19 protein-coding genes are annotated in these 22,542 nt (G+C 60.7%); 18 read left to right on the forward strand and 1 reads right to left on the reverse strand.

Annotated features, from left to right (window positions below; all coding sequences use genetic code 11):
• Positions 1-71 precede the first annotated feature (71 nt).
• Positions 72-1,328 (reverse strand): NADP-dependent isocitrate dehydrogenase, encoded by a 1,257-nt coding sequence (gene icd, locus V6M90_RS20500; RefSeq protein WP_027606337.1) that lies wholly within the window; start codon positions 1,326-1,328, stop codon positions 72-74.
• A 507-nt stretch (positions 1,329-1,835) separates the two neighbouring features.
• On the opposite strand from icd, the gene V6M90_RS20505 reads away from it, so the two are divergent.
• The 18 genes from V6M90_RS20505 (at position 1,836) to nuoJ (ending at position 22,541) form a co-directional block, all read left to right on the forward strand.
• Complete coding sequence (locus V6M90_RS20505) at positions 1,836-4,061, forward strand: NADP-dependent isocitrate dehydrogenase (protein WP_003174708.1); 2,226 nt, start codon at positions 1,836-1,838, stop codon at positions 4,059-4,061.
• Positions 4,062-4,186: 125 nt separating this feature from the next.
• On the forward strand, positions 4,187-4,633 hold the full coding sequence (locus tag V6M90_RS20510) for an NUDIX hydrolase (RefSeq protein WP_003174709.1): 447 nt from the start codon (positions 4,187-4,189) through the stop codon (positions 4,631-4,633).
• A 59-nt stretch (positions 4,634-4,692) separates the two neighbouring features.
• Entirely contained in the window at positions 4,693-5,817 is a 1,125-nt protein-coding gene (mnmA, locus tag V6M90_RS20515; RefSeq protein ID WP_332847060.1) for a tRNA 2-thiouridine(34) synthase MnmA, read from the forward strand.
• A complete protein-coding gene (gene hflD, locus V6M90_RS20520; protein ID WP_003174711.1) occupies positions 5,814-6,437 on the forward strand; it encodes a high frequency lysogenization protein HflD in 624 nt (207 codons plus the stop codon). The genes mnmA and hflD overlap by 4 nt, the downstream gene beginning before the upstream one ends.
• Positions 6,438-6,562: 125 nt before the next feature.
• Positions 6,563-7,933: an adenylosuccinate lyase gene (gene purB, locus V6M90_RS20525; RefSeq protein WP_012724947.1), complete on the forward strand. Its 1,371-nt coding sequence runs from the start codon at positions 6,563-6,565 to the stop codon at positions 7,931-7,933.
• Between the two features lie 84 nt (positions 7,934-8,017).
• On the forward strand, positions 8,018-9,184 hold the full coding sequence (locus V6M90_RS20530) for a ribosomal protein uL16 3-hydroxylase (RefSeq protein WP_042944936.1): 1,167 nt from the start codon (positions 8,018-8,020) through the stop codon (positions 9,182-9,184).
• The gene (locus V6M90_RS20535; protein ID WP_141064411.1) at positions 9,177-9,599 is read left to right on the forward strand and encodes a GNAT family N-acetyltransferase; all 423 of its coding nucleotides are present in this window, start codon (positions 9,177-9,179) and stop codon (positions 9,597-9,599) included. Before V6M90_RS20530 ends, V6M90_RS20535 begins: the two co-directional genes overlap by 8 nt.
• Positions 9,600-9,707: 108 nt before the next feature.
• Positions 9,708-10,433: a secretin N-terminal domain-containing protein gene (locus V6M90_RS20540; RefSeq protein WP_003174716.1), complete on the forward strand. Its 726-nt coding sequence runs from the start codon at positions 9,708-9,710 to the stop codon at positions 10,431-10,433.
• Between the two features lie 493 nt (positions 10,434-10,926).
• The gene (aceA, locus tag V6M90_RS20545; protein ID WP_003174717.1) at positions 10,927-12,252 is read left to right on the forward strand and encodes an isocitrate lyase; all 1,326 of its coding nucleotides are present in this window, start codon (positions 10,927-10,929) and stop codon (positions 12,250-12,252) included.
• A gap of 554 nt (positions 12,253-12,806) precedes the next feature.
• Positions 12,807-13,220, forward strand: a complete 414-nt coding sequence (locus tag V6M90_RS20550) for an NADH-quinone oxidoreductase subunit A (RefSeq protein WP_003219575.1) — start codon at positions 12,807-12,809, stop codon at positions 13,218-13,220.
• Between the two features lie 10 nt (positions 13,221-13,230).
• Positions 13,231-13,905, forward strand: coding sequence for a NuoB/complex I 20 kDa subunit family protein (locus V6M90_RS20555; RefSeq protein ID WP_003174719.1), 675 nt, complete (start codon positions 13,231-13,233; stop codon positions 13,903-13,905).
• A 71-nt stretch (positions 13,906-13,976) separates the two neighbouring features.
• Entirely contained in the window at positions 13,977-15,761 is a 1,785-nt protein-coding gene (gene nuoC, locus V6M90_RS20560; protein WP_027606326.1) for an NADH-quinone oxidoreductase subunit C/D, read from the forward strand.
• 2 nt (positions 15,762-15,763) lie between these two features.
• Complete coding sequence (gene nuoE / locus V6M90_RS20565) at positions 15,764-16,261, forward strand: NADH-quinone oxidoreductase subunit NuoE (protein ID WP_003174721.1); 498 nt, start codon at positions 15,764-15,766, stop codon at positions 16,259-16,261.
• Positions 16,258-17,613 (forward strand): NADH-quinone oxidoreductase subunit NuoF, encoded by a 1,356-nt coding sequence (gene nuoF, locus V6M90_RS20570; protein WP_003174722.1) that lies wholly within the window; start codon positions 16,258-16,260, stop codon positions 17,611-17,613. The genes nuoE and nuoF overlap by 4 nt, the downstream gene beginning before the upstream one ends.
• A 136-nt stretch (positions 17,614-17,749) precedes the next feature.
• Complete coding sequence (gene nuoG, locus V6M90_RS20575) at positions 17,750-20,464, forward strand: NADH-quinone oxidoreductase subunit NuoG (RefSeq protein ID WP_332847061.1); 2,715 nt, start codon at positions 17,750-17,752, stop codon at positions 20,462-20,464.
• Positions 20,461-21,468, forward strand: a complete 1,008-nt coding sequence (nuoH, locus tag V6M90_RS20580; RefSeq protein WP_003174724.1) for an NADH-quinone oxidoreductase subunit NuoH — start codon at positions 20,461-20,463, stop codon at positions 21,466-21,468. The genes nuoG and nuoH overlap by 4 nt, the downstream gene beginning before the upstream one ends.
• A gap of 11 nt (positions 21,469-21,479) precedes the next feature.
• Positions 21,480-22,028, forward strand: coding sequence for an NADH-quinone oxidoreductase subunit NuoI (gene nuoI, locus V6M90_RS20585; RefSeq protein ID WP_003174725.1), 549 nt, complete (start codon positions 21,480-21,482; stop codon positions 22,026-22,028).
• 9 nt (positions 22,029-22,037) lie between these two features.
• Positions 22,038-22,541: an NADH-quinone oxidoreductase subunit J gene (gene nuoJ, locus V6M90_RS20590; RefSeq protein ID WP_003174726.1), complete on the forward strand. Its 504-nt coding sequence runs from the start codon at positions 22,038-22,040 to the stop codon at positions 22,539-22,541.
• The last annotated feature ends 1 nt before the right edge of the window (position 22,542 follow it).

Below are 22,542 nucleotides of genomic sequence, written 5' to 3' on the forward strand. Positions count from 1 at the left end.
GTAGAGCGTTTAACTAGCAAAAAAACGGCCACCCCAATCATGTGGGGCGGCCGTTTTTTATTGCTTGAGCCTTACATATGCGAAATCAGCGCATCACCAAAACCCGACGACGACACCAGCTTGGCGCCGTCCATCAACCGCTCGAAGTCGTAGGTCACGGTCTTGGCCGAAATAGCGCCATTGGTGCCTTTGATGATCAGGTCGGCCGCCTCGGTCCAACCCATGTGGCGCAGCATCATTTCCGCCGACAGGATCAACGACCCCGGGTTGACCTGATCCTTGCCCGCATACTTGGGCGCAGTACCGTGGGTGGCTTCGAACATCGCCACGGTATCGGACAGGTTGGCCCCTGGCGCGATACCGATACCGCCCACCTCCGCCGCCAGCGCGTCGGACAGGTAGTCGCCATTGAGGTTGAGAGTCGCAATCACATCATATTCGGCCGGACGCAACAGGATCTGCTGGAGCATGGCGTCGGCAATCGCGTCCTTGACCACTACATTCTTGCCGGTCTTGGGGTTCTTGAACTGCATCCACGGCCCGCCATCGAGCAGGGTCGCGCCGAACTCCTCGGCCGCCACTTCGTAGGCCCACTCTTTGAAGGCACCTTCAGTGAACTTCATGATGTTGCCTTTGTGCACAATGGTCAGCGAGTCGCGGTCGTTATCCACCACATATTGCAGGGCCTTGCGCGCCAGGCGCTTGGTGCCTTCAAGCGATACCGGCTTGATGCCAATCCCGCAATCCTGGTCGAAACGGATCTTGGTGACGCCCATTTCTTCCTTGAGAAACTTGATCACCTTCGTGGCCTCCGGCGAGCCGGCTTTCCACTCGATCCCGGCGTAAATATCTTCGGAGTTTTCGCGGAAGATGGTCATGTCCACGTCGCCAGGCTTCTTGACCGGGCTGGGCACGCCCTCGAACCAGCGCACCGGGCGCAGGCACACATACAGGTCGAGTTGCTGACGCAGGGCCACGTTCAACGAACGGATACCGCCACCCACCGGCGTGGTCAACGGGCCCTTGATGGACACCACGTAATCCTTGACCGCATCCAGGGTTTCCTGGGGCAGCCAGGTGTCCTGATCGTAGACCTGGGTGGCCTTTTCGCCCGCATACACCTCCATCCACGAGATCTTGCGCTTGCCGCCGTAGGCCTTTTCAACAGCTGCGTCGACCACCTTGATCATCACCGGGCTGATGTCGACGCCAATACCGTCACCTTCGATATAAGGAATGATCGGTTGGTCAGGAACATTGAGAGAATGGTCCGCATTGACGGTGATTTTGTCGCCGACTGCCGGAACCTGAATCTTCTTGTATCCCATGCTGAACTCCATCTATGGATTGAACATCTGGCTGCGTTCGAGCCTACTCCAGATAAATGGCGACTTAAACCTCACGCCACGCTCATTTGCATCGAAAACAGCATAAATTGTCGCCTACAAGCCTGAAAGCAAAGGGAAAAGCGCCAATCTTGAGCACATCGTGCGACTTTAGGCGTAACCCGGTACCTGCGACCTTTAGACCAATGGACGACACACCTTTTGTATGAAGGCTCGGCGTAAGCATAGCGACCTATGTATAATGCCGCCGCTGACCAAAGAGTCACGATGGCGGACCGCTCCAGCTTCTGGAAATAAAGAGCGAGGCCTTCCGCCAAAAGCAGGACTACTACAATAGTCCACCCGCTTGACGCTCGACTGATGCAACCCAACATCACCGCGAAGAAACCTCGACCTTTCGCTCATGGATGACTTTGAACGAACGCGCTCCACCCGGCGCATCTCGAGTTTCTGCGCACGCTTTCAGCAAAGAAGAGAGTTAATCCGAATATGCCCACCCGCTCGAAGATCATCTACACCTTCACCGACGAAGCCCCAGCCCTCGCCACCTATTCACTGCTGCCTATCGTAGAGGCCTTCACCGCTTCCGCTGATATTGCTGTGGAAACCCGCGACATTTCCCTCGCCGGGCGCATCCTCGCAAGCTTCCCCGAGCAACTGGGCACCAAGGCCGTACCGGACCACCTCGCCGAACTGGGCGCCCTGGCCGTTACGCCTGAAGCCAACATCATCAAGCTGCCTAACATCAGCGCCTCGACCCCGCAGCTGCAAGCTGCGATCAAAGAACTACAGGCCCAGGGCTATGCCCTGCCGGACTACCCGGAAACCGTAACCACCGACGCGGAAAAAGAAACCCGTGCACGTTACGACAAGGTCAAGGGCAGCGCCGTGAACCCGGTTCTGCGCGAAGGCAACTCCGACCGCCGCGCACCGCTGTCGGTCAAGAACTATGCACGCAAGCACCCCCACAAAATGGGCGCCTGGGCTGCCGACTCCAAGTCCCACGTTGCCCACATGAGCAACGGCGACTTCTACGGCAGCGAAAAAGCCGTACAGATCGAAGCGGCCGATGCTGTCAAAATTGAGCTGGTCGGCAAGGATGGCACCACCACTGTCCTGAAAGAAAAGACCACCGCTCAAGCAGGCGAAATCCTCGACAGCGCCGTACTGAGCAAAAACGCCCTGCGTTCGTTCATCGCCGCTGAAATCGAAGACGCCAAGAAACAAGGCGTATTGCTGTCGGTTCACCTCAAAGCCACCATGATGAAGGTCTCCGACCCAATCATGTTCGGCCAGATCGTTGCCGAGTTCTATAAAGACGCCCTGACCAAGCACGCTGCCGTGCTGGAGCAGATCGGCTTCAACCTGAACAACGGCATCGGCGACCTGTACGCGCGCATCAAAGCGCTGCCGGCCGACCAGCAAGCGCAGATCGAAGCTGACATCCAGGCGGTCTATGCCGCTCGCCCTTCCCTGGCGATGGTCAACTCCGACAAAGGCATCACCAACCTGCACGTGCCGAGCGATGTGATCGTCGACGCCTCGATGCCGGCCATGATCCGTGACTCCGGCAAGATGTGGGGCACCGACGGCCAGCTGCACGACACCAAGGCCGTGATCCCGGATCGCTGCTACGCAACCATTTACCAAGCCGTCATCGAAGACTGCAAGGCCAATGGTGCGTTCGATCCGACCACCATGGGCAGCGTGCCGAACGTTGGCCTGATGGCGAAAAAAGCCGAAGAGTACGGTTCCCACGACAAGACCTTCCAGATCAAGGCTGACGGCGTGGTCCGCGTCACCGACAGCAAGGGCAACCTGCTGATGGAACAGAGCGTCGAAGCCGGCGACATCTTCCGCATGTGCCAGACCAAGGACGCACCGATCCAGGACTGGGTCAAGCTGGCCGTCAACCGTGCCCGCGCCAGCGGCACCCCGGCCATTTTCTGGCTGGACCCACAGCGCGCGCATGATGGCGTCGTGGTTGAGAAAGTTCAGGCTTACCTCAAAGACCACAACACCGAAGGCCTGGACATCCGCATCATGTCGCCGGTCGACGCGATGAAGTTCACCCTGGAGCGCACCCGCAAGGGCCTGGACACCATCTCGGTGACCGGCAACGTACTGCGCGACTATCTGACCGACCTGTTCCCGATCATGGAACTGGGCACCAGCGCCAAGATGCTGTCGATCGTGCCGCTGATGAACGGCGGTGGCCTGTTCGAAACTGGCGCCGGCGGTTCGGCCCCCAAGCACGTACAGCAACTGCTGGAAGAGAACTTCCTGCGCTGGGATTCCCTGGGCGAGTTCCTGGCCCTGGCCGCCTCCCTTGAGCATTTGGGTGTGACGTACAACAACCCGAAAGCGCTGGTACTGTCCAAGACCCTGGACCAGGCCACCGGCCAGTTCCTGGACAACAACAAGTCGCCATCGCGCAAAGTCGGCAACATCGACAACCGCGGCAGCCACTTCTACCTGGCGCTGTACTGGGCCCAGGCCCTGGCCGCCCAGACCGAAGACACTGCCCTGCAAGCGCAGTTCGGCGAACTGGCAAAAACCCTGGCCGCGAACGAAGCAACCATCGTTGCCGAGCTCAACGCCGTACAGGGCAAGCCAGTGGACATCGGCGGCTACTACGCGCCGAACCCTGAGCTGACCAGCAAGGCGATGCGCCCAAGCAACACCCTCAACGCGGCGATTGCCAAGTTGAAGTAAGGTTGTAAGGATGCAACGAAGCCCCGGCCCTGTGCCGGGGTTTCTGTTTCCAGCGCTCAATTGACGAAACCGAATTCAAATGTGGGAGGGGTGTAGCCCCCCCCCCCTGAATCAAGAGGTACTCCATGACCTGGCAACCCCACATCACCGTCGCCACCCTCGTCGAAGACAACGGCAAGTTCCTGATGGTCGAAGAACTCAAGGGCGGCCGCGCCGTGCTCAATCAGCCCGCCGGCCACCTCGATCCGCATGAAACCCTGACCGAGGCCGCCGTGCGCGAAACCCTCGAAGAAACCGGCTGGGACGTGGAGCCCACGGGCATCGTCGGCATCTACCTGTACACCGCCCCCAGCAACGGCGTGACCTACCAGCGCGTATGCTTCATTGCAAAAGCCGTGAAACACCACCCGGACTATCAACTCGACGAAGGCATCCTGCGCGCCCGCTGGCTGAGCCGTGACGAGCTGATGGCCGTGCGCGACGACTGGCGCAGCGAGCTGATCATCCGCTGTATCGATGATTATCTGGCCGGCCAGCGTCACAGCCTCGAATTGATCCGCCCTTCTCTTTAGCCTTGCGGGCGTGAGCCTGTTAGAATCGCGTCCTTTTTCAAGACACCCGTTGAAACCCTATGCGTGATCCAGCCCCTTCTGACACACAAAAGAAGCGCGTCATCGTCGGCATGTCCGGCGGCGTGGATTCTTCCGTTTCCGCCGTTCTGCTCATGGAGCAGGGTTATGAGGTGGAAGGCCTGTTCATGAAGAACTGGGAAGAAGACGATGGAACAGAATATTGCACCGCCATGGACGACCTGGCGGACGCCCAGGCCGTGTGCGACAAGATCGGTATCAAGCTGCACACCGCCAATTTCGCCGCCGAGTACTGGGACAACGTGTTCGAGCACTTCCTGGCCGAATACAAGGCCGGCCGCACGCCGAACCCGGACATCCTGTGTAACCGCGAGATCAAGTTCAAGGCGTTTCTCGACTACGCCATGATGCTCGGCGCCGACTTGATCGCCACTGGCCACTACGTGCGCCGCCGTGACATCGACGGCCGCACCGAGCTGCTCAAGGGCCTGGACCCGAACAAGGACCAGAGCTATTTCCTGCACGCCGTTGGTGGCGAACAGATCGCCAAGACCTTGTTCCCGGTCGGCGAGCTGGAAAAGCCCGAAGTGCGCAGGATCGCCGAGCAACACGGCCTGGCTACCGCCAAGAAAAAGGACTCCACCGGGATCTGCTTTATCGGCGAGCGTCGCTTCAGCGACTTCCTCAAGCAGTACCTGCCGGCACAACCGGGCGAGATCAAGACCACCGAAGGTGAAGTGATCGGCCGTCACCACGGCCTGATGTACCACACCATCGGCCAGCGCCAGGGCCTGGGCATCGGCGGCCTGAAAGACGCAGGCGAAGAGCCGTGGTACGTGCTGGTCAAGGACTTGGAAAACAACGTACTGATCGTCGGCCAAGGCAATGAACATCCGTTGCTGTTCTCCGGCGCCCTGCTCGCGTCGGAAATCTACTGGGTCAACCCGATCGACCTGAGCGTGCCGCGCCGCCTGACCGCCAAAGTGCGCTATCGCCAGAGCGACCAGCCGTGCACGCTGGAAAAAACCGCCAGCGGCTACCGTGCGACCTTTGACGACCCGCAACGCGCCGTCACTCCCGGTCAGTCCGTGGTGTTCTATGACGGCGAGATCTGCCTGGGCGGCGGCGTGATTGAAGTGGCAGAGCCCTGGAGCAACCTGGCATGAGCCCGACCCAGGAGCAATTGACGGCGCTTGGCGGTGTATTTCTGGCCGCCGTGCTGGTGGACAAGATCGCCAAGACCGGCCAGGTCACCGAAGCGGGCCTGACCTGCATGCTCGGCAGCCTGTTGATCCGCGACCCCAAGGACACCCTGGAAGTCTACGGCGGCGACGACCTGGCGCTGCGTGAAGGCTACCGTGCGCTGATCGGCGCGCTGGAGCGCGACCCGAGCACCTTGCAGCGCGAACCTTTGCGCTACGCCCTGTCGATGCTCGGCCTCGAGCGTCAACTGGCCAAGCGCGAAGACATGCTGGAAACCATCGGCAAGCGCCTGCCGCAAATCCAGTCCCAGGTTGAACACTTCGGTGCAGCCCACGAAAACGTGATCGCCGCCTGTGGCGCGCTGTACCAGGACACCCTGAGCACCTTGCGCCAGCGGATCCAGGTGCACGGCGACATGCGCAACCTGCAGCAACCGAACAACGCCTCGAAAATCCGCGCCCTGCTGTTGGCGGGTATTCGTTCGGCGCGGTTGTGGCGGCAGTTGGGCGGTCATCGTTGGCAACTGGTGATCAGCCGGCGCAAATTGCTCAAAGAGCTTTACCCGTTGATGCGCAACGAATAAGTCGCACCAGCAGACTATTTTCAAGCCGTTACGCGTAATACGTCGGTCAGTTGGCAACGGACCGGTGGATTTTTTCATGTATGATACGCGCCCCATTTCGTTGCCCGACTGTCCGAGAACACCCCATGCAGCTCTCTTCGCTCACTGCGGTTTCCCCTGTTGACGGCCGCTACGCCGGCAAAACCCAGGCCCTGCGCCCTATTTTCAGCGAATACGGCCTGATCCGTGCTCGTGTACTGGTTGAAGTGCGCTGGCTCCAGCGCCTGGCCGCTCACCCCGCCATCAGCGAAGTGCCGGCGTTTTCCGCGCAGGCCAACGCTGTGCTCAACACCCTGGCGGAAAATTTCTCCCTGGAGCACGCCGAGCGTGTCAAAGAGATCGAGCGCACCACCAACCACGACGTAAAAGCCATCGAATACCTGCTCAAGGAACAGGCCGCCAAGCTGCCGGAACTGGCTCAGGTCAGCGAATTCATCCACTTTGCCTGCACCAGCGAGGACATCAACAACCTGTCCCACGCCCTGATGCTGCGCGAAGGCCGTGATGACGTCATGCTGCCACTGATGCGCCAGACCGCCGAAGCCATCCGCGAACTGGCGATCCGCTTCGCTGCGGTGCCGATGCTGTCGCGCACCCACGGCCAGCCGGCGTCGCCGACCACCCTGGGCAAAGAACTGGCCAACGTGGTGTACCGCCTGGAGCGTCAGATCGCTCAAGTGGCAGCGGTACCGCTGCTGGGCAAGATCAACGGCGCGGTAGGCAACTACAACGCCCACCTGTCGGCCTACCCTGAGATCGACTGGGAAGCCAATGCCCGCGCCTTCATCGAAGACGAACTGGGCCTGGGCTTCAACCCCTACACCACGCAGATCGAACCGCACGACTACATCGCCGAGCTGTTCGACGCGATTGCGCGCTTCAACACCATCCTGATCGACTTCGATCGCGATATCTGGGGCTACATCTCCCTGGGCTACTTCAAGCAGCGCACCATTGCCGGTGAAATCGGCTCGTCGACCATGCCGCACAAGGTCAACCCGATCGACTTCGAAAACTCCGAAGGCAACCTCGGCATCGCCAACGCGCTGTTCCAGCACCTGGCCAGCAAGTTGCCGATCTCCCGCTGGCAGCGCGACCTCACCGACTCCACCGTACTGCGCAACCTCGGCGTGGGCTTTGCCCACAGCGTGATCGCGTACGAAGCCAGCCTCAAGGGCATCAGCAAGCTCGAGCTCAACGAGCAGAAGATCGCCGCCGACCTGGACGCGTGCTGGGAAGTGCTGGCCGAGCCGATCCAGACCGTAATGCGCCGCTACAACATCGAAAACCCTTACGAGAAGCTCAAAGAGTTGACCCGTGGCAAGGGCATCAGCCCTGAAGCGTTGCAAACTTTCATCGACGGCCTGGACATGCCAGCCGCCGCCAAGGCCGAGCTGAAATTGCTCACGCCGGCTAACTACATCGGCAACGCTGTAGAGCAAGCCAAGCGCATCTGATCATTGCGCGCCCCGTTGAGACGCCCGGCCGCGCCGGGCGTTTTTATTCCAGTCTGAAAAGTGCTTTTTTTCAATAGGTTACACATGAATCCTGACATCCCTCTTCAACTTCTGGGCGGCATCACGGCACGTGAATTCCTGCGCGACTACTGGCAGAAAAAACCGTTGCTGATCCGCCAGGCCATCCCTGACTTCGAAAGCCCGATCGACGCCGACGAACTGGCAGGCCTGGCACTGGAAGAAGAAGTCGAATCGCGCCTGGTGATCGAACACGGCGAGCGTCCGTGGGAACTGCGCCGCGGCCCGTTTGCCGAAGACGCCTTCAGCACCCTGCCTGAACGCGAGTGGACCCTGCTGGTGCAAGCGGTTGACCAATTCGTGCCGGAAGTGGCCGAGCTGCTGGAGCAGTTCCGCTTCCTACCCAGCTGGCGCATCGACGATGTGATGATCAGCTTCGCCGCCCCTGGCGGCAGCGTTGGGCCGCACTTCGACAATTACGACGTGTTCCTGCTGCAAGCCCAGGGCAAGCGCAACTGGAAGATCGGCCAGATGTGCAGCTCGGAAAGCCCGCTGCTGCAACACGCCGACCTGCGCATCCTCGCCGAATTCGAAGAAAGCGCCGAATGGGTGCTGGAACCGGGCGACATGCTCTACCTGCCGCCGCGCCTGGCGCACTACGGCATCGCCGAAGATGACTGCATGACCTACTCGGTCGGCTTCCGCGCGCCGAGCGCTGCCGAAGTACTGACCCACTTCACCGACTTCCTCGCCCAGTACCTGACGGACGAAGAGCGCTACACCGACGCCGACGCCCAGCCCGTCAGCGACCCGCACCAGATCCAGAGCGACGCTCTCGACCGCCTCAAGAGCCTGCTGGCCGAGCACATGAGCGACGAGCGCATGCTGCTGACCTGGTTCGGCCAATTCATGACGGAGCCACGCTACCCGGAACTGGTGGCCGGCGAAGAGCTGGGTGAAGATGACTTCATCGCCAGCGTGCAAGACGGTGCGATCCTGGTGCGCAACCCAAGCGCGCGCATGGCCTGGTCCGAAGTCGACGACGACGTGCTGCTGTTCGCCAGCGGCCAGAGCCGTTACCTGCCGGGCAAGCTGCGCGAGCTGTTGAAACTCGTATGCTCCGCCGACGCACTGCACAGCGAAAACCTCAGCGAGTGGCTCGCTGACGAAGACGGCCGCGCGCTTCTGTGCGAACTGGTCAAGCAAGGCAGCCTGGGATTTGCCGATGAATAGGATTCACGTAAGTGTCGCGGACTGGCGAAAGGATATCGACGAGATTCGGCGCATTCGTGAAGCGGTGTTTATCGCTGAACAATCGGTCCCACCGGAACTTGAATGGGACGCGGACGACGCAGATGCCGTGCATTTCCTGGCGTTCGAAGGTGATTTTCCGATAGGCACCGCGCGCCTGCTGCCCAGCGGCGAAATCGGCCGCGTGTCGGTGCTCAAGGACTGGCGTGGGCTGAAGGTCGGCGACAAGCTGATGGAAGCGGTGATTGGCGTGGCCGAGAAACGCGGCCAGACCCGGCAGTTCCTCAGTGCCCAGGTGTATGCCGCGCCGTTCTATGAGCGGCTGGGCTTCGAGATTGTCAGTGAAGAATTCCTGGAAGTCGGGATTCCGCACGTCGATATGGTGCGTGGGGGCTGATCCCTGCTGTAAGGGCTTGCCTGTGGTGAGCGGGCTTGCCCCGCTCACTACACCCCAGGCCGACAAACTGGCACTATCAAGCCCAAATGACTCGCAGAGATAACGGACATGTCCCTACGCACCCTGCTCACCGCCCTCCTCCTCACTGCCAGTTGCTCGGCAATGGCCGACACCCAGGTCGTCAACCTGAGCAACCGCACCAGCGCCGACCTGCTGCCGGTGGCGCAGAACTTCATCGGCAAGGACGGCACCGTCAGCGCTTATGGCAACCAGCTTATTGTTAAAGCCGAGCCCGGCAAGATCGAAGATCTGCGCGCCTTGCTCGCCCAACTCGACACGCCGGCCAGACGCCTGCTGATCACTGTCGATACCGACGAGAACAACCAACAAACCAACAGCCACGTCATCACCTACAGCACCGAGAGCCGCGACGGCGGCATCCAGCAGATCCAGGCCAGCGAAGGCATACCTGCGCTGATTCAGGTCGGCCAGAGCGTGCCATTGACCACCACTCAGCCCGACGCCTACGGCCGCCCGCAAAACCAGACCCAGTATCGCAACGTGACCCAAGGTTTTTACGTCACCGCCAGCGTCACTGGCGAGACCGTACACCTGGCGATCAGTACCAACCGTGACCGCATGAGCCAGGAACGTCCCGATGTAGTGAATGTGCAAAGTACCGACACAACCGTCAGCGGACGTCTTGGCGAATGGATCCCCCTGGCCGGCATCAATCGTCAGACCCTGGCCGACAAATCCTCTACAACCCGCAGCTACTCTACTCAGGGCCGCGATGACCTGACTGTGCGGGTCAAAGTCGACACCCTGAACTGAAGCACCAAAAACTGACTGATGAGTCGTATTAGACTAAAGATGTAGTGCTGCAAAAAAAGCACTACAAAACATTTGACGATCCAAAAAAGCATGGGCATGATGGCCTCGCTCCCGCTAATCAGGGGCCCTGGCAAGGGCCTTCGGATCGTCGCTCCAAGCTACCCACCCGAGCCGATTCGTGTCTGTACCGCCCACAAGGTGTGTTTGACTTTGGTTGCGACTGGAACGAAGTTGTCCCGAGGGACGGAAGCTAACCAGGTAACCCGGCAACACGCTGCAGAATGCCCAAGGGCCCACGACGCCCGAAGACTGTTCTTGGCCCGCCTCTACCTGCTCGCCCCTCCCTTGAGCCCTTCGTTCATCCCGTCGCCTCCCCCGTCGAACCTGACTTGACCGCCTCTGCTTCTGGTCAGCGAGCAGCCATGCACCGCAACGATTGCGCGGCTGGCAAAAGGATTTCTCCACCTAGACCTATGCGACGAGGTTTTTCCCCATGGCACTGACACGCGAACAGCAAATTGCAGCCCTCGAAAAAGACTGGGCTGAAAACCCACGCTGGAAAGGCGTGACCCGCGCTTATTCCGCTGCTGACGTCGTCCGCCTGCGTGGCTCGGTTCAACCCGAGCACACCTTTGCAAAACTCGGCGCCGAGAAGCTGTGGAACCTGGTCACCCAAGGTGCCAAGCCTTCCTTCCGTCCCGACAAAGATTTCGTCAACTGCATGGGCGCCCTGACCGGTGGCCAGGCAGTCCAACAGGTGAAAGCCGGTATCCAGGCGATCTACCTGTCCGGCTGGCAAGTGGCGGCGGACAACAACTCCGCCGAATCCATGTACCCCGACCAATCGCTGTACCCGGTGGATTCGGTTCCGACCGTGGTCAAGCGCATCAACAACTCGTTCCGTCGCGCCGACCAGATCCAGTGGAAAGCCGGCAAGAACCCAGGTGACGAAGGCTACATCGACTACTTCGCACCGATCGTGGCTGACGCCGAAGCCGGTTTTGGTGGCGTACTGAACGCCTACGAGCTGATGAAAAGCATGATCGAAGCGGGCGCCGCCGGCGTTCACTTTGAAGACCAACTGGCATCCGTGAAAAAATGCGGCCACATGGGCGGCAAAGTACTGGTTCCAACCCAGGAAGCCGTACAGAAGCTCACCGCCGCCCGCCTGGCGGCAGACGTCGCCGGCACGCCAACCATCATCCTGGCGCGTACCGATGCCAACGCCGCCGACCTGCTGACGTCGGACTGCGATCCGTACGACCAGCCGTTCGTGACAGGCGAGCGCACCCAGGAAGGCTTCTACAAGGTACGCGCCGGCCTTGACCAGGCTATCGCTCGCGGCCTGGCGTACGCACCGTACGCCGACCTGATCTGGTGCGAAACCGCCAAGCCGGACCTGGACGAGGCCCGTCGCTTCGCCGAAGCGATCAAGAAGGAATACCCGGACCAACTGCTGTCCTACAACTGCTCGCCTTCCTTCAACTGGAAGAAGAACCTGGACGACGCGACCATCGCCAAGTTCCAGCGCGAACTGTCCGCCATGGGCTACAAGCACCAGTTCATCACCCTGGCCGGCATTCACAACATGTGGCACAGCATGTTCAACCTGGCGCACGACTACGCCCGCAACGACATGACCGCCTACGTGAAGCTGCAGGAGCAGGAGTTCGCCGACGCCGCCAAAGGCTACACCTTCGTAGCGCACCAGCAGGAAGTGGGCACCGGCTACTTCGACGACATGACCACCGTGATCCAGGGCGGCACCTCGTCCGTGACCGCGCTGACCGGCTCGACCGAAGAAGAACAGTTCCACTAAGCACTGAGTACACGGCCACGGCGGACCCGTTAAAAAGCTAACCGCCGTGCCGCACAACAATCACGCCCCGACTGGTTCGGGGCGTTTTTTTGCCTGTACCTGTCTGCTTCAGCGAGCCCCCAATGTGATCTGCCTGAAAATTTTGCGCAAACCTTGATCCAGAGCGGTATTCACTGCAGACAAATCAGTTAAAAGATCCGCTCCGGCAACTAGCGACAATCAACCAAGTAACGGCAACTTCCCGCGCCACACGAGAAACATTCGCTTAAACCCCCGCGCAAACAATATTCATTATCATTTAGCGCTTAAAAGCTTCGTTACCGGTTAAACAAAACACATTTGATTAAATGCCCGCTAATGCCCACCATGCAAGGGTTGCAGCCCCATCGAGGTGCACTATGTCCTTATTCCAACGAATAATTTCGCTATCGCAATTTTACTTGCCCGGTGTTTAGCCATAAAATCAACGCGATTGACTGCGCTGCGACATATCGTCACTGCATCATTACTTTTTCGAGCTCAGAGACCTTTGCTCTCTGTTAAGGATTTCCAGCATGACCGAAGCGACAGGACTCATGGCCCACAACTGGGGCTTTGCCATTTTCCTCCTCGGTGTTGTCGGCCTCTGCGCCTTCATGCTTGGCGTCTCCAGCCTCCTCGGGTCAAAAGCCTGGGGCCGCAGCAAAAACGAACCGTTCGAATCCGGCATGCTACCTACAGGTGGCGCCCGCTTGCGGCTCTCAGCCAAATTCTATCTGGTCGCGATGCTGTTCGTGATCTTCGATATCGAAGCCCTTTTTCTCTTTGCCTGGTCTGTGTCCGTCCGCGAAAGCGGCTGGACCGGATTCGTCGAAGCCCTCGTTTTCATAGCAATTCTGTTGGCAGGCCTTGTCTACCTATTTCGAGTGGGCGCCCTTGACTGGGCTCCGGAAGCTCGTCGTAAGCGGCAAGCGAAGCTGAAACAATGAGGCTTTGGCGATGCAATACAATCTCACCAGGATCGACCCGGATGCTCCTAACGAGCAGTACCCCATCGGCGAACGGGAAACCGTTTCCGACCCGTTAGAAGATCAAGTCCACAAAAACATCTACATGGGCAAGCTGGAAGACGTGCTGAGTGGCGCGGTCAACTGGGGGCGTAAAAACTCCCTGTGGCCGTACAACTTCGGCCTTTCGTGCTGCTACGTGGAAATGACCACCGCCTTCACGGCGCCCCACGACATCGCGCGCTTTGGCGCCGAGGTTATCCGGGCATCGCCGCGCCAGGCGGATTTCATGGTTATCGCCGGTACCTGCTTCATCAAGATGGCGCCGATCATCCAGCGTCTCTATGAGCAAATGCTCGAACCTAAATGGGTTATCTCCATGGGTTCGTGCGCCAACTCCGGTGGCATGTACGACATCTACTCCGTCGTTCAAGGGGTGGACAAGTTCCTGCCCGTGGACGTCTACGTGCCTGGCTGCCCGCCCCGCCCTGAAGCATTCCTGCAAGGCTTGATGCTGCTGCAGGAATCGATTGGCAAGGAGCGTCGCCCACTGTCCTGGGTCGTCGGCGATCAAGGCGTTTACCGCGCCGAGATGCCGTCCCAAAAGGAACAGCGCCGCGAACAGCGAATCGCAGTCACCAACCTGCGCAGCCCCGACGAAGTCTGATCCAGCCCGCTTCTTTTATAGAACGAAAACCTGGCCTCATTCTTTACGTTGACCGAAAGCGATAAAAAACCATGACTACAGGCAGTGCTCTGTACATCCCGCCTTATAAGGCAGACGACCAGGATGTGGTTGTCGAACTCAATAACCGTTTTGGCCCTGACGCCTTCACCGCCCAGGCCACACGCACCGGCATGCCGGTGCTGTGGGTGGCGCGTGCCAGGCTCGTCGAAGTCCTGACCTTCCTGCGCAACCTGCCCAAGCCGTACGTCATGCTCTATGACCTGCATGGCGTGGACGAGCGTCTGCGCACCAAGCGCCAGGGCTTGCCGAGCGGCGCCGACTTCACCGTGTTCTACCACCTGATGTCGCTGGAACGTAACAGCGACGTGATGATCAAGGTCGCATTGAGCGAAAGCGACCTGAGCGTCCCGACCGTGACCGGTATCTGGCCGAACGCCAGCTGGTACGAGCGCGAAGTCTGGGACATGTTCGGGATCGACTTCCCGGGCCACCCGCACCTGACGCGTATCATGATGCCGCCGACCTGGGAAGGTCATCCGCTGCGCAAGGACTTCCCTGCCCGCGCCACCGAATTCGACCCGTTCAGCCTCAACCTGGCCAAGCAACAGCTGGAAGAGGAAGCCGCGCGCTTCCGTCCGGAAGACTGGGGCATGAAGCGCTCCGGCACCAACGAGGACTACATGTTCCTCAACCTGGGCCCGAACCACCCTTCGGCTCACGGCGCCTTCCGTATCATCCTGCAATTGGACGGCGAAGAAATCGTCGACTGCGTACCGGACATCGGCTACCACCACCGTGGTGCCGAGAAGATGGCCGAGCGTCAGTCCTGGCACAGCTTCATCCCGTACACCGACCGTATCGACTACCTCGGCGGCGTGATGAACAACCTGCCGTACGTGCTCTCGGTCGAGAAGCTGGCCGGCATTAAGGTGCCAGACCGCGTCGACACCATCCGCATCATGATGGCCGAGTTCTTCCGGATCACCAGCCACCTGCTGTTCCTGGGGACCTATATCCAGGACGTCGGCGCCATGACCCCGGTGTTCTTCACCTTCACCGACCGTCAGCGCGCCTACAAGGTCATCGAAGCCATCACCGGTTTCCGTCTGCACCCGGCCTGGTACCGCATCGGCGGCGTGGCGCACGACCTGCCCAATGGCTGGGAGCGTCTGGTCAAGGAATTCATCGACTGGATGCCCAAGCGTCTGGACGAGTACCAAAAGGCTGCGTTGGACAACAGCATCCTCAAGGGGCGTACCATCGGCGTCGCGCAGTACAACACCAAAGAAGCCCTGGAATGGGGCGTCACCGGTGCAGGCCTGCGTTCCACCGGTTGCGACTTCGACCTGCGCAAGGCGCGCCCGTACTCCGGCTACGAGAACTTCGAATTCGAAGTACCGCTGGCGGCCAATGGCGATGCCTACGACCGCTGCATCGTGCGTGTCGAAGAAATGCGCCAGAGCCTGAAGATCATCGAGCAGTGCATGCGCAACATGCCGGCAGGTCCTTACAAAGCGGATCACCCGCTGACCACGCCGCCGCCCAAAGAGCGCACGCTGCAACACATCGAAACCCTGATCACGCACTTCCTGCAGGTTTCGTGGGGCCCGGTGATGCCGGCCAACGAATCCTTCCAGATGATCGAAGCGACCAAGGGTATCAACAGTTATTACCTGACGAGCGATGGCGGCACCATGAGCTACCGCACCCGGATCCGTACCCCAAGCTTTGCCCACTTGCAGCAGATCCCTTCGGTGATCAAAGGCGAGATGGTCGCGGACTTGATTGCGTACCTGGGTAGTATCGATTTCGTTATGGCCGACGTGGACCGCTAAGCATGAACAGCACGCTTATCCAGACAGACCGTTTCACCTTGAGTGAAACCGAGCGCTCGGCCATCGAGCACGAGCTGCATCACTACGAAGACCCGCGCGCGGCGTCGATCGAAGCCTTGAAGATCGTCCAGAAGGAACGTGGCTGGGTGCCCGACGGCGCCCTCTACGCCATCGGCGAGATCCTCGGCATCCCCGCCAGCGACGTTGAAGGCGTGGCGACGTTCTACAGTCAGATCTTCCGCCAGCCGGTCGGCCGCCACATCATTCGCGTATGCGACAGCATGGTCTGCTACATCGGCGGCCACGAATCCGTGGTCAGCGAGATCCAGAACAAGCTGGGCATCGGCCTCGGCCAGACCACCCCGGATGGCCGCTTCACGCTGCTGCCGGTGTGCTGCCTGGGCAACTGCGACAAGGCGCCGGCGTTGATGATCGACGACGACACATTCGGTGACGTGCAGCCTGCTGGCGTGACCCAATTGCTCGAGGGCTACCCATGACCCTGACTTCTTTCGGCCCGGCCAACCTGATCAAGCGTTCGCCTGAGACCCATCCGCTGACCTGGCGCCTGCGCGACGATGCCGAGCCGGTATGGCTCGACGAATACCAGGCCAAGAACGGTTACGCCGCCGCGCGCAAAGCCTTCGCCGACATGGCCCAGGACGATATCGTCCAGACCGTGAAAGACGCCGGCCTCAAGGGCCGCGGCGGTGCAGGCTTCCCCACGGGCGTGAAGTGGGGCCTGATGCCCAAGGACGAATCCATCAACATCCGTTACCTGCTGTGCAACGCGGATGAAATGGAGCCCAACACCTGGAAAGACCGCATGCTGATGGAGCAACTGCCCCATCTGCTGATCGAAGGCATGCTGATCAGTGCTCGCGCGCTGAAAACCTACCGTGGCTATATCTTCCTGCGCGGCGAATACACCACCGCCGCCAAGCACCTCAACCGTGCCGTGGAAGAAGCCAAGGCTGCCGGCCTGCTGGGCAAGAACATCCTCGGTTCCGGTTTCGACTTCGAACTGTTCGTGCACACCGGCGCCGGGCGTTATATCTGCGGCGAAGAAACCGCACTGATCAACTCCCTCGAAGGCCGCCGCGCCAACCCGCGCTCCAAGCCGCCCTTCCCCGCCGCCGTCGGCGTGTGGGGCAAGCCGACCTGCGTGAACAACGTCGAGACCCTGTGCAACGTGCCGGCGATCATCGCCGACGGCGTGGACTGGTACAAATCGTTGGCCCGCGAAGGCAGCGAAGACATGGGCACCAAGCTCATGGGCTTCTCCGGCAAGGTCAAGAACCCAGGCCTGTGGGAGCTGCCGTTCGGCGTGACCGCACGCGAGCTGTTCGAGGACTACGCCGGCGGCATGCGCGACGGCTACACCCTGAAAGCCTGGCAGCCAGGCGGCGCCGGTACCGGTTTCCTGTTGCCCGAGCACCTGGACGCACAAATGTATGCAGGCGGCATCGGCAAGGTGGGCACCCGGATGGGTACCGGCCTGGCGATGGCGGTCGACAACACGGTGAACATGGTCTCGCTGCTGCGCAACATGGAGCAGTTCTTTGCCCGTGAATCCTGCGGCTTCTGCACCCCATGCCGCGATGGCCTGCCATGGAGCGTCAAGCTGCTGATGGCCCTGGAAAACGGCGAAGGCCGCGAGGGTGATATCGAAACCCTGCTCGGTTTGGTCGGTTTTCTCGGCCCAGGCAAGACGTTCTGTGCTCACGCACCGGGCGCCGTGGAGCCATTGGGCAGCGCAATCAAATACTTCCGCTCGGAGTTCGAAGCCGGCATCGCGCCAACCAGCGCCGCCGTCCCGCCTCTGGCGAGGCCGATCGTAGTCGGCGCGTAACGCTTAAACAGGCGAAGGGCCCGTGCTCTTCGCCTTGCTCATGTGCTGACGCCGTAAAGGCTGTGTAGATGCACATGAATAACAAGATTCCATTAGCCACGCCCGCTGACAACGGGCCAACGAAGAACTTTGAACCATGGCCACTATCCACGTAGACGGCAAAGCGCTCGAAGTCGATGGGGCGGACAACCTGTTACAGGCGTGTCTGTCACTCGGCCTCGACATCCCGTATTTCTGCTGGCACCCCGCGCTCGGTAGCGTCGGTGCCTGTCGCCAGTGTGCGGTCAAGCAATACACCGACGAAAACGACACCCGTGGTCGTATCGTCATGTCCTGCATGACCCCAGCCACCGACAACACCTGGATCTCCATCGACGATGAAGAATCCAAGGCGTTCCGCGCCAGCGTTGTCGAATGGTTGATGACCAACCACCCCCACGACTGCCCGGTCTGTGAGGAAGGCGGTCACTGCCACCTGCAAGACATGACGGTGATGACCGGCCACAACGAGCGCCGCTATCGCTTCACCAAACGCACTCACCAGAACCAGGACCTCGGCCCGTTCATTTCCCACGAGATGAACCGCTGCATCGCCTGCTACCGCTGTGTGCGTTTCTATAAAGACTACGCCGGCGGTACCGACCTGGGCGTATTCGGCGCCCACGACAACGTGTACTTCGGTCGCGTCGAAGACGGCGTGCTCGAGAGCGAGTTCTCCGGCAACCTCACCGAGGTCTGCCCGACCGGTGTGTTCACCGACAAGACCCACTCCGAGCGCTACAACCGTAAGTGGGACATGCAATTCGCCCCGAGCATCTGCCATGGCTGCTCCAGCGGTTGCAACATCTCGCCGGGCGAGCGCTACGGTGAACTGCGTCGTATCGAAAACCGCTTCAACGGTTCGGTCAACCAGTACTTCCTGTGCGACCGTGGCCGTTTCGGCTATGGCTACGTCAACCGCGAAGACCGTCCACGCCAGCCATTGCTGGCCGATGGCGCCAAGCTGAGCCTGGACGAGGCACTGGATAAAGCCGCCGACCTGCTGCGCGGCCGCAACATCGTGGGGATCGGTTCGCCGCGCGCCAGCCTCGAAAGCAACTACGCGTTGCGCGAACTGGTGGGTGCCGAGCACTTCTACAGCGGCATCGAAGCCGGTGAGCTGGAACGCATCCGCCTGGTCCTGCAAGTGCTGAACGACAGCCCGTTGCCCGTGCCGAACATGCGCGACATCGAAGACCACGATGCCATCTTCGTGCTCGGTGAAGACCTGACCCAGACCGCCGCGCGTATTGCGCTGTCCCTGCGTCAGTCGGTCAAAGGCAAGGCCGAAGAAATGGCCGACGCCATGCGCGTACAGCCTTGGCTCGACGCCGCCGTGAAGAACATCGGCCAGCACGCGCTGAACCCGCTGTTTATCGCAAGCCTGGCTGAAACCAAGCTCGACGACATCGCCGAAGAGTGCGTGCACGCCGCCCCGGACGACCTGGCGCGCATCGGTTTCGCCGTGGCCCACGCCCTCGACGCCAGCGCGCCTGCCGTCGAAGGCCTGGACACTGAAGCCGTCGAACTGGCCCAACGCATTGCCGACGCCCTGCTGGCGGCCAAACGCCCGCTGATCATCGCCGGCACCTCCCTGGGTTCAAAAGCACTGATCGAAGCCGCCGCCAACATCGCCAAGGCCTTGAAGCTGCGCGACAAGAACGGCTCCATCAGCCTGGTGGTGCCGGAAGCCAACAGCCTTGGCCTGGCCATGCTCGGTGGCGAGTCCGTGGACGCTGCGCTGCAAGCAGTGACCGACGGCCGTGCCGACGCCATCGTGGTGCTGGAAAACGACCTGTACACCCGCACCGCTGCGGCCAAGGTCGACGCTGCGCTCAACGCCGCCAAGGTGCTGATCGTGGCCGACCACCAGAAGACCGCCACCAGCGACCGTGCCCATCTGGTGCTGCCAGCCGCCACCTTCGCCGAAGGCGACGGCACGCTGGTCAGCCAGGAAGGCCGCGCCCAGCGCTTCTTCCAGGTGTTCGATCCGAAGTACATGGACGCCAGCATCCTGGTTCACGAAGGCTGGCGCTGGCTGCATGCCCTGCGCGCCACCCTGCTGAACCAGCCGATCGACTGGACCCAGCTCGACCACGTGACCGCTGCCGTGGCCTCCAGTGCCCCGCAGCTGGCGCGTATCGTCGATGCCGCGCCGTCCGCGTCGTTCCGCATCAAGGGCCTGAAGCTGGCGCGTGAGCCGCTGCGTTACTCCGGTCGGACCGCCATGCGCGCCGACATCAGCGTGCACGAACCGCGTACCCCGCAAGACAACGACACCGCGTTCGCCTTCTCCATGGAAGGTTACTCGGGTTCGTCCGAACCGCGTCAGCAGGTGCCGTTCGCCTGGTCGCCGGGCTGGAACTCGCCGCAGGCCTGGAACAAGTTCCAGGACGAAGTCGGTGGGCATATCCGCGCAGGCGACCCAGGCACCCGCCTGATCGAAACCAGCGGTGACTCGCTGAACTGGTTCTGCGCCGTACCGCGCCCGTTCAACCCGGCACCGGGCACCTGGCAGGTCGTGCCGTTCTTCCACCTGTTCGGCAGCGAAGAAACCTCTTCCAAGGCCGCACCGGTTCAAGAGCGCATTCCTGCCGCTTACGTGTCCTTGGCCAAGTCCGAAGCCGATCGCCTGGGCGTCAACGACGGCGCCCTGCTCAGCCTGAACGTAGCCGGCCAGACCCTGCGTCTGCCGCTGCGCATCAACGATGAGTTGGGCGCCGGCCTGGTTGCATTGCCAAAAGGCATCGCCGGCATCCCGCCTGCGATTGCAGGCCTTACCGTTGACGGTCTGCAGGAGGCAGCGCAATGACTTGGTTCACGCCGGAAGTAATTGACGTGATCATCTCGGTGGTCAAGGCCATCGTTATCCTGTTGGCCGTGGTCGTGGCGGGCGCCCTGCTCAGCTTCGTCGAGCGTCGCCTGCTGGGCTGGTGGCAGGACCGTTACGGTCCGAACCGCGTTGGCCCATTCGGCATGTTCCAGATCGCCGCCGACATGCTGAAAATGTTCTTCAAGGAAGACTGGACCCCGCCGTTTGCCGACAAGGTGATCTTCACCCTGGCACCGGTCGTGGCCATGAGCGCCTTGCTGATCGCTTTCGCGATCATCCCGATCACCCCGACCTGGGGCGTGGCGGACCTGAACATCGGCCTGTTGTTCTTCTTCGCCATGGCCGGCCTGTCGGTTTATGCGGTGCTGTTCGCCGGTTGGTCGAGCAACAACAAGTTCGCCCTGCTGGGCAGCTTGCGTGCCTCGGCGCAAACCGTATCCTATGAAGTGTTCATGGGGTTGGCGCTGATGGGCATCGTGGTGCAGGTTGGTTCGTTCAACATGCGCGATATCGTCGAGTACCAGGCACAGAACCTGTGGTTCATCATTCCGCAGTTCTTTGGCTTTTGTACGTTCTTCATCGCTGGCGTGGCCGTGACTCACCGTCACCCGTTCGACCAGCCGGAAGCGGAACAGGAACTGGCCGACGGTTACCACATTGAATATGCCGGCATGAAATGGGGCATGTTCTTCGTCGGTGAGTACATCGGCATCATCTTGATCTCGGCCCTGCTGGTGACGCTGTTCTTCGGCGGCTGGCACGGTCCGTTCGGCATCCTGCCGCAGTTGGCCTTCTTCTGGTTCTTCCTGAAGACCGCGTTCTTCATCATGCTGTTCATCCTGCTGCGCGCCTCGATTCCGCGCCCACGCTATGACCAGGTGATGGATTTCAGCTGGAGATTCTGCCTGCCGCTGACCCTGATCAATTTGCTGGTGACGGCTGCCGTCGTGTTGTTGAACACGCCGGCTGCCGCGGTTCAGTGAGGATTTGACCCATGTTCAAATATATTGGCGACATCGTTAAGGGTACCGGTACCCAGTTGCGAAGCCTGGTGATGGTTTTCGGCCATGGCTTTCGCAAACGCGACACCCTGCAATACCCGGAAGAAGCGGTGTACCTGCCGCCGCGCTATCGCGGCCGCATTGTACTCACCCGCGACCCCGATGGCGAAGAGCGTTGCGTAGCCTGCAACCTGTGCGCCGTGGCGTGCCCGGTGGGTTGTATTTCCCTGCAGAAAGCTGAAACCGAAGACGGTCGCTGGTACCCGGACTTCTTCCGCATCAACTTCTCGCGCTGCATTTTCTGCGGCCTTTGCGAGGAAGCTTGCCCGACCACCGCGATCCAGCTCACGCCGGATTTCGAGATGGCCGAGTTCAAACGTCAGGACCTGGTGTACGAGAAAGAAGATCTGCTGATCTCCGGTCCCGGTAAAAACCCTGATTACAACTTCTATCGTGTTGCAGGTATGGCCGTTGCCGGTAAGCCCAAAGGCGCCGCACAAAACGAAGCCGAGCCGATCAACGTGAAGAGCTTGCTGCCTTAAGGAAGAAAGATGGAATTCGCTTTCTATTTCGCATCGGGTATCGCGGTTGTGTCCACGCTTCGCGTGATCACCAACACCAACCCTGTGCACGCCCTGCTCTACCTGATCATTTCGCTGATCGCCGTGGCCATGACCTTCTTCAGCCTCGGCGCACCGTTCGCCGGCGTGCTGGAAGTGATCGCCTACGCCGGCGCCATCATGGTGCTGTTCGTGTTTGTGGTGATGATGCTCAACCTGGGGCCGGCTTCGGTCGCCCAGGAACGCGTCTGGCTCAAGCCCGGCATCTGGCTCGGCCCGGTTGTCCTCGCCGCCCTGCTGCTGGGTGAACTGCTGTATGTGCTGTTCGCTCACCAGAGCGGCCAGGCCATCGGCCACACCACCGTAGACGCGAAAGCCGTGGGCATTAGCCTGTTCGGCCCGTACCTGCTGGTGGTCGAACTGGCTTCGATGCTGCTGCTCGCCGCAGCCATCACTGCCTTCCACTTGGGCCGCAACGAAGCCAAGGAGCAATGAC

Source organism: Pseudomonas lactucae (genome assembly GCF_036688725.1).
Classification (GTDB): domain Bacteria; phylum Pseudomonadota; class Gammaproteobacteria; order Pseudomonadales; family Pseudomonadaceae; genus Aquipseudomonas; species Aquipseudomonas lactucae.